The sequence below is a fragment of the Anaerostipes amylophilus genome, from assembly GCF_025567365.1.
GTDB lineage: Bacteria > Bacillota > Clostridia > Lachnospirales > Lachnospiraceae > Anaerostipes > Anaerostipes amylophilus.
Window position 1 is genome coordinate 1 of sequence record NZ_JAOQJG010000007.1, and the last position, 8,934, is coordinate 8,934.

General features: G+C 36.4%; 9 protein-coding genes and 1 pseudogene. 3 read left to right on the top strand and 7 right to left on the bottom strand.

Annotated elements, in window-relative coordinates; genetic code table 11:
* Window positions 1-79, top strand: a pseudogene (locus OCV53_RS12615) (transposase); the annotation flags it as partial.
* Between the two features lie 172 nt (window positions 80-251).
* On the opposite strand, the gene OCV53_RS10235 reads toward OCV53_RS12615, so the two are convergent.
* The 7 genes from OCV53_RS10235 to OCV53_RS10265 form a co-directional block, all read right to left on the bottom strand.
* The gene (locus tag OCV53_RS10235) at window positions 252-440 is read right to left on the bottom strand and encodes a hypothetical protein (RefSeq protein WP_055198120.1); all 189 of its coding nucleotides are present in this window, start codon (window positions 438-440) and stop codon (window positions 252-254) included.
* Between the two features lie 140 nt (window positions 441-580).
* Complete coding sequence (locus OCV53_RS10240; protein WP_055198122.1) at window positions 581-784, bottom strand: hypothetical protein; 204 nt, start codon at window positions 782-784, stop codon at window positions 581-583.
* Window positions 785-788: 4 nt separating this feature from the next.
* A complete protein-coding gene (locus tag OCV53_RS10245; RefSeq protein ID WP_055198124.1) occupies window positions 789-1,385 on the bottom strand; it encodes a helix-turn-helix domain-containing protein in 597 nt (198 codons plus the stop codon).
* A 240-nt stretch (window positions 1,386-1,625) separates the two neighbouring features.
* Window positions 1,626-1,727, bottom strand: coding sequence for a YezD family protein (locus OCV53_RS12490; RefSeq protein ID WP_262568804.1), 102 nt, complete (start codon window positions 1,725-1,727; stop codon window positions 1,626-1,628).
* 211 nt (window positions 1,728-1,938) lie between these two features.
* Entirely contained in the window at window positions 1,939-3,078 is a 1,140-nt protein-coding gene (locus OCV53_RS10255) for a mannitol-1-phosphate 5-dehydrogenase (RefSeq protein ID WP_055198126.1), read from the bottom strand.
* A gap of 101 nt (window positions 3,079-3,179) precedes the next feature.
* The gene (locus OCV53_RS10260) at window positions 3,180-5,057 is read right to left on the bottom strand and encodes a PTS mannitol transporter subunit IICBA (RefSeq protein WP_055198129.1); all 1,878 of its coding nucleotides are present in this window, start codon (window positions 5,055-5,057) and stop codon (window positions 3,180-3,182) included.
* Window positions 5,058-5,079: 22 nt separating this feature from the next.
* Window positions 5,080-7,164, bottom strand: coding sequence for a BglG family transcription antiterminator (locus tag OCV53_RS10265; RefSeq protein ID WP_055198131.1), 2,085 nt, complete (start codon window positions 7,162-7,164; stop codon window positions 5,080-5,082).
* An 889-nt stretch (window positions 7,165-8,053) separates the two neighbouring features.
* Here OCV53_RS10265 and OCV53_RS10270 point away from each other — a divergent pair.
* Entirely contained in the window at window positions 8,054-8,521 is a 468-nt protein-coding gene (locus tag OCV53_RS10270; protein ID WP_262568805.1) for a tyrosine-type recombinase/integrase, read from the top strand.
* Window positions 8,514-8,934: IS91 family transposase (locus tag OCV53_RS10275; protein WP_172674564.1), on the top strand; the 421-nt coding region annotated here is incomplete at its 3' end. The genes OCV53_RS10270 and OCV53_RS10275, both read left to right, overlap by 8 nt.

An 8,934-nucleotide genomic window follows, 5' to 3' on the forward strand; every position in this document is an offset into this window, starting at 1 on the left:
GCATACTTTCGGCAGGGATCTTAAATGGAATCCTCATATCCATTGTCTCATCTCTGAAGGCGGTTACAGTGATGATGCTTCCTTTCTTTTATCCTTTTATTACTGGAAAAAAGAATTGTTTCTTCCGCAGAAAAATGTTGGACTTATGAAATTTGTCGGGTTTGTGGAATTTGTGAATAATTGTACTTAATGAATTAGAAGCAGCTTTGTGAATTTACCATACAAAACTGCTTCCAAGCTATTTCGTTATCTTATTTAATCAAATATCCATATTTTCTAATCTGTATTCTCATCAATTCTTCCACTCGATTACTTACTTCTGCCGGATAAAATTTTCTTATTTGATCCAGTTCTTTTTTAATATCTTTTATATTAAATTCAAATTGCAATTGTACGCCATATAATTTTTCTGCTTCATCTACTTGTATGTCGATCTTCATTTAAGAAGAATGCATCTATTTCTAACATTGCAGTAAAATATCTACCAAAATCTTTAATTCCCGTAATCTTCTGAATTTCATCTACTAAAAATTGTATACGTTCTGATGTTTCTATGAATTCTGCAAGTTTTACGGATAAACTATCTCCCGTATACTGACGATAAAGCTTTTCTAATGGTATTATTTTGAAGAAGTGCAGAAATCAATACTTCTGATAAGCTTTCATATCCCATGTAATCTGCCTTATACCATATATCATTCATCCTCCACTTACGTTGATCGCCTTTGGATGTATGGTCCGCTGTCTCGAGTGGTGTATATGCATCAAGATTTATATTTTTCATACATTTAACCCTCCTTTTTCAGAATCATAATCCACTGGTGGTCACCTTCCATTCGTCCTTTTGTTTTCTCTATGATCAATAAAGGATCATAAAATGGTACTCCCATATCTCTTAATATATCTTTCGCATGATCTCTTGTCCTTGGGAAACAGCGATCCTCTAAAAAAATTTCAAAATCCTTCCAATCGGGTCTCTCTACAACACCAAATGCACGAAGTGGTATCTGTTTTGTATAATTCTGAATCCAGATTTTTTCATGTTTGAAATCAATATCAATTGTAGTGCATAAATTATCTCGGTTCATATAATTCATTCTCATTTTAACATCTGGATCATTGCTAAACCGATGTGCCTTCTTAATCTGTGTATAAATAGTCTGTCTTGAAACCTGATATTCTTCTGCTATATGTGTTATCTTTGTTCCTTTTTCTTTTAGTGCCATGATCTTTGTAATTTGTTCTATTGTGAATGAGTTTTTTCTGCCTGTCTTGCTCATGGCCTTCGCTTTATAAACATCTATAGATTTTGCAATTTTTTTTAATTCTTCTATATCATTTGTTCCAAAAATCTCAAATATTTCTTGTCTATAATCCTTATCCATACGATCACCTCTTATTCTGGAGTATAGCATGCAAGAAAAAAGTGTCAAGAAATCACTTCTTGACACTTTTGTAGTATATATCACTACTGTATAGACATCTCCATATATTTCTTTTATTTTAATCAAAAAATGTTGGAATCCTGCAGAAATTTTTCTTAACTCTTTGTATAATATAAAGCACCTGTCTTTTTAATTCTATTGTAGCGGATTTTTACGCAATAATACAGTATTTTCCTTAATCTATATTCTATGTTTCTCTGTCTTATCAATCTGAATGATCTTTCCATCCTGAACAATGATCGTAATATTGCCATATTTCATATTTTGTAATAACTCTTCGATTTTTTCTTGCCATTGGTGTTGTTCTTGTGATTTTTTGTATTATGTTCCATATGCCCGTCTTATTTCCTATGTCACTACGTTATGATACTTTCTTATCACGTAAAAAGGCGGCCGGAAATTTACCGGCCGTCTTTCCATATATAAATTATATGATTAAGAGAAAAGGTTGTTTACTTTAACTTTTGGTTAATTTTCATTGATATTATTTTGATTACATTGCTTCGTAAATTGCTACGACATCATCTAAGATCTTTTCATCTGTGATTCCAGATACTTCTTTTAATGCAGCTTTTGCTCCATTTGCTTTGATCTTATCCTGTAATTCTACGCTCTGTGGATCTTCTGCATTGTCATATTTTAATGCTGCTGCCATTCCTGCTAACAACGCATCAACTGGAAGATCATATTCTAATGCTGTCATGGTTGGTTTTGTTAAACGGTCTGTTGCACTTAATTTTCTTAATGGTTCTCTTCCTACACGAGCTGTATCATCTACAAGGTATGGGTTTTTGAAACGATTTAAGATCTTGTCGATATATTTAAAGTGAGCATCTTTGTCAAATCCATATTTGTTGACTAATGCCATACCACTCTGCTGCATTGCTTTTTTCACTGTCTTAAAGATTTCATCGTCTGCGATACTTTCATCGATCGTCTTGTATCCTTTGTAGTTTCCAAGATATGCTGTGATGCAGTGTCCTGTATTTAATGTAAATAATTTTCTTTCAATGTATGCCATTAAGTTATCTGCAAGGTTCATTCCATTGATCTGAGGAACCGCTCCCTTAAAGGATGCTTCTTCTACATTCCACTCATAGTAGTTTTCTACGACTACGTCGATTGGATTATCTAAACGTACTGGAGGTACGATTCTATCTACGGAGCAGTCTGGGAATCCAACATATTTGTCTGCGTATGCTTTTTCTTCGTCATTTAAGTTCCCATAAACAGCTTCTTTTAACTGAGAACTTGCTTTGATTGCGTTTTCACAAGCGATGATATTTAAGTACTTTTCAGAACCATTTTCTTTTCTTGCTTTGATTCCTTCTGCAATAGATGGAGCAATAATTGGAAGAATTCTTACTCCAACAGCTGTTGTAATGATTTCAGCTTCTTTGATCTCATCGATCAGTTCAGGTTTTGTTGAATTTACTGCACTGATGTCTGTGATCACGATTTCTTTACTTTCTACATCTTTTACATAAATTGTATATTTTTTGTCTTCATTGATCTTATCAACGATTTCCTGGTTTACATCTGCAAATACAACATGATATCCTGCTTCACTTAATAGTCCACCGATAAATCCACGTCCAATATTTCCTGCTCCAAACTGAATTGCTTTCTTCATTTTCTTCACTCCTAAAATTAAAATCTATAAGTATATATTTTAGGTATTTAATAAGCGAGAATGATTCCCCGCTTATTAAATTGACCTTGTCTGCTTAAATCTTATTTAAACATTTCCATGATTTCGTCAACGTTTTCTGTTGTTTTTAACTGTTCCAGTCTTTCTGGATCTTCGATGATCTCTGAAATCTTAGCTAATAATCCAAGATGTTCATCACCGATTCCAGCGATACCGAATACTAACTGTGCTTTTTCACCATCAAAGTCTACACCTTCTGGATACTGAAGCATTACGATACCAGTTTTCTGTACATTTTTCTTAGCGTCACCTGTTCCATGAGGAATTGCTACACCTAATCCCATGTATGTTGTCACTGTCTGCTCACGTTTTACCATGGCATCGATATAACCTTCTTCAACGTATCCAAGTTCATTTAACAGTTTTCCTGCTGCTTTGATCGCTTCAAATTTGTCGACTGGTTTTAATCCTGTTTTGATTCCTTCTTCTACAAGGATTTTTGAATTTCCTGTAGCAACTGGTGTTTCTGCCTTTTCTTCAACAGCTGCTGCTGTCTGAACGGCTGGATCTACTTTTGCTGTCATCTGTTCATATAATCCGTCTAAGTTTGGATCCTGTAAGAAGTTATTGATAATTACTAACTGTGCCTGTGGTGCAGATTTTCTAGCTCTGTCTGCTAAAACTGCCTGAACAACTGCGATATCACAATCTGCTGGAATATTATCTACAGATGTATTGATAACTGTAAGATCTGGTCTCTGTGCTTTCACACGGTTTCTGAATTTCGTAGCTCCCATTGCGGAAGATCCCATTCCTGCGTCACATGCAAATACGATCTTCTTAACTTTATCTGCGTCTTTCTTCTCTCCTGGGTCAACTGTGATTCCTTTAGATTCTGCTTTCTTTGCTGCCATATCGTCCTGTGCATCTTCAAGACTCTTACCATCTGACATACGAATGATAGGTGATGCGATCAAGAATGATACTACAGTTGCGATCAGTACACCTAAGATCGTTAATGGAATCTGGCTCTTTGGTGACATTGATAAATAAGCGATGATTGATCCTGGTGAAGATGGTCCAATAAGTCCGCATTTTGTAAATGTGAAGAATGTGATCGCACAAATGTTACCAACGATCGGAGCGATGATCACGATTGGGTTCATCAGGATATATGGGAAGTAAATCTCATGAATACCACCGAAGAAATGAATGATGATCGCACCTGGTGCAGATGATTTTGTTACTTTGTCTTTAGAGAATATTGCATATGCTAATAATACTCCAAGTCCTGGTCCTGGGTTTGCCTCTAACATATACATGATAGATTTACCAGCTTCTTTTGCCTGTTCAATACCAATTGGTGTAAAGATACCATGGTTGATCGCGTTATTTAAGAATAATACTTTGGCAGGTTCGATAAAGATTGCTGCTAAAGGTATTAATTTTGCTTTTACAAGTACGTTAACTCCTGCTGTTAACACTGCTAATACGGTTGACATAAATGGTCCAATGATAAAGTATCCAATGATCGCTACGATCATTCCTAAAATACCAACAGAGAAGTTATTGATCAACATCTCAAATCCGGCTGGCATATGTCCGTCCATTGCTTTATCAAATTTCTTGATGACCCATCCTGCAAATGGTCCCATTACCATGGCTCCCATTAACATTGGCTGTCCATCAAATCCACCAACTCCGGCGATACAACCCATGACTGCGATTGCACCCATAACTCCTCCACGGTCTCCACCGACCTGTTTACCACCTGTGTAGGCGATTAGCATTGGTAATAAGAATGTTAACATGTATGGCTGAATTGATGCTAACTTCGCATTTGGAATCCATCCATCTGCGATAAATAATGCTGTAATGAATCCCCATGCAATGAATGCTCCGATATTAGGCATTACCATTGCACTTAAAAATTTACCGAATTTTTGTAATCCATTTTTCATTTACAATATCCTCCTTTTGTTTTTATCTTCTCTTCATTTTATTTTCGTAATAGTTGCCAAGGCTTATTTCAAGTTCTGCCTCGACTGCATTTCTGTTTTTCTCGAATAAATAGGTGATGATCTGGTCTTTCTCGGCTAATGCCCCGCTTATTTCACTCATAACTTCACGGTAGGCCTTACTTACATCTCCCTGTGGAACAAGCATCAGGATCGCTCCCTTGATCGGCTGTCCATTTTCGATGATCTCATCTTTTAAATAAACAAATCCGAATCTGCAATGTCTGACACCTTTCGTTTCACAATGTAAAAATAATACATTCATACTCGGAATAAATGTGCTTGCGATATTCTCGCGTTTGTTTAATGCAAAGGTGATCTCTGCTGCCATCGAATCATTTCTTGCAAATAATCCTCCGGTGTAATCGATCAATTGTTCCTTGTTCTTAATGTTTTCACCTGTTGATATTTTAATATTGTCTAAAACCTGTAAGATCTCCTGTCCAAGAAGTGTCATATACTCGATGTCTTCTCTTCCGACTCTTTTTACTGGCTTTACAGCCTTTGCCGGATTCAGTTTTTTCTTCTTGTCAACATTTTTGATCATGGCACTGATCATTTTCTTATCTGTCTCTGTTAAAATGGAGTTCACATAGACATTTGGAAATGTCAGATTTAATTTTGCTGTGGAAATGATAAAATCAATTCCTTCTTTAATAAGTTCTTCTTCCTTGATATCCGCTGTGGAAATGATCTTTTGTACCATCAGCTGCGGAAATTCTTTTTTCAGATGAACTGCTAACATATGTGATGTTCCCATTCCATGTGGGCAGGCAACATAGACTGATAATTTTTCTTCTTCGTCTTTTTGCTGCTCGATCGCTACGCAGAAATATAAAGCAATAAATCCTAACTCTCCTTCTGGGAGTTTTTCAATATGTAGTTCTTCTTTTAAGAAATCACACGCTTTGATCGTTGCTTTATAGATTTTGGAATATTTTTCTTCCAACATATCGATGTACTGGTTTTCTGTAAATACACCTTGTTTCATTCGATTGATCGCTGGCTTCATATGATTACACAAACCATCGATCAATACTGTATTTTCAAAAAATTCCATTTCCAAAAGTTTTTCCATCTCCACAATGATCCTCATGACCAGCTGTCTGACTTTAAAACTTTCTTCATCGATCTTGTTTTCACTGTTATTCTTCCATATCTTTGCTGCTAACAACTGCATCGCTATGTTATATACTTCACCTTTGGAAACTTGATGTCCTACAAAGTTGCTTAGCTTGGTACCAATCCAGTTTGCTATCTGGCATTCTGGCAAATGAATGATTGCTGTCAGATCTTTTTCTTCTTTGATCTCATGTCCAAATCTTACTCTGTTTTGTGTTACCAGAAGATATAATCTCAAATGTCTGATAGAATGATCTGTATACTGGATATCCAGAACTTCCTGCATTCTCTCAAGAATATCTCTGGTGTTGCTTAACATCTGTGGTGTAAGATCTGGAAACATTCGTTCTTTGATCTTCTTTTCTTCCTCAAACAAAACTTGTAAGGAACGTCCTCTCAGCCTCTTTCTTAATACCATTGTCACTGCCTGACGGTAATCTTCTTCTTTTCCTTCCCAGTAAATTCCCATCCCTGGTCTGCGGTAAAGAACCAGATTATAGTGATCAAGCCACTTTTCAATCTCTTCCAGGTCGTTGCTTAATGTTGCATCCGAAATATGAAAAAGGGATGTAAAGTAAAAATATTTGAGTGGTTCGTTGATCGTTAGCAGATCAAGTAATATGATCGTCTGCCGATCCGCTTTACTATATACTGGTTTGTTCTCATCCATATCAACAAGTTCCTTGATGAATCTTCTTGTTTCTGAATCTTCATCCACATACAACCCGATTCTTGGTTTCTTGACCAGTTTAAAGTCGTTTTCCTCAAACCATTCGTTGATGTGTGGCATTTCTCTTAATACGGTTCTTGAACTTAATTTCAGTTTTTCTGATATTGCCTGTATTGTAATTGGATTGTCAACATTGAAGGTTGCTAACATCTCAATGATAAGTTTCTGTCTTTTTGTTAATCCGGATTTCTTTGACATTCTGTATCATCCCCCTTCACGTATTATTATATATACAATGGGTGGTTTTGACAAGGAATTGATGTGGTAGTTTTGTCGTGAAACAATAGTGACATCTTGTTGTCAGTATTTATAATTTGTCACTAATGATTAATGTCAAATTCTGATTTGTAATAGTGTTTCATGTATGAGATAGAAATAAGATAAGAACAAATATTTATAATATATCCGTGGCAACACGCAGATTTTAAGAGCATTTTTTACAAATCGCTGATCCGCGCCTGTTCCTTTGAAAACTCCCTCGCTACGAGCCAAAATGCCCGCAGCTACGGTCAGACATTCAACCACAGGGCACTGCGAATTTGTAAAAAACGCACTTAAAATCTGCTAATCGTTGCCACGGATATATTATAAATATTTGTTCTTATCTTATTTCTATCTCATACAACGGAACGCTATTCAAAGCACTACACAGTGTGTATGTTAAATGATATTTGCTGATAAGTTTTGTATTCGTTAACAGAAGTTAAAAAGATCAAATAACACCGATTGAACTAAATCGCTGTGCGATGGCCTGCCAAGGCTGTGGCGCAGTTTTTCTTTTAATTAAAAAAGGCAGTAGATAATTGATCCAAAAAGTAGTATTGTTAAATCACCACAAAATCACTTATCACTGCCATGTAGAGAATAACATTAAAACATCTTAATAACAAAAGATTTTCTTTCTTACGAGGACCTCCATGAAACTGGTAGCTTCTTTTTTATGTCATTATCATCATGGAGGTTTTTTATGTACGAAAAATATTACGATAAACTTAGAGAGGAATGTCTCATACGCAACAGCCATCCGGAATAAAGCGATCATTGCTCTTCTTTATTCATCTGGACTTCGTGTTGGTGAACTGTAAGACTGCGTCCGGAAGATATCTATATGAGCACAATGCAGGTCTATGTCAGAAAAAGCAAAAATCACTGTGATCGGTGGACACTCCTTTCAGAACGTGCTCTGGAATTATTGAAAGAATACTGGAAAAGTTATCCGGTAAAAAGGGACCATCTGTTTGTTTCTTTGGATGTTCCTCATGATTCATTAAAAATAAGAGGTGTTGAGATCATGCTCCGTGCAGTCGGAAGAAATGCCGGAATCAGAGTTCATCCTCATATGCTTCGCCATTCATTTGCAAGTCACATGATCGAACAGGGTGTCCCTATCCACTTTGTCCAGTCAATGCTCGGTCATAGATCTTTAAGCTCAACACAGATATACATCCACGTATCCAGCAAAGCCGTCATGGGGATGCGCAGTCCTCTGGATCGTCCGAATCAGAAAAAAGATGCCATCCGACCAGTACAAAAGGATGGTGGTCTGCATGGATAAAAAGATCACTGTTCAGGATGTATTTCAACAGTTCCTTCCCAAATACAGTGAAGTACACCGTTTTTCTTCACAGCAGCAACTGACCGCATTAGGTATCTCTAAATGCAGAACGATCGAAATGAGTGCAAATCTGAGTGAATGTGAAGACTGCCACAGAAAATATATCCATTATAATTCATGTAAGAACCGCCACTGTCCTATGTGCCAGGGAATGGAAGTTGATGAGTGGATCGACAAACAACAGGAAAATGTGCTGGATGTTCCTTATTTTCATACAGTGTTCACAGTGCCGAAAGAACTGTATCCTTTGATGTACTGCAACCAGAAACTTCTTTATGATACACTCTACCATGTCGCACATCAGACAATGATGGAACTTTCTGCCGATCCAAAATACCTTGGTGCAAAGATCG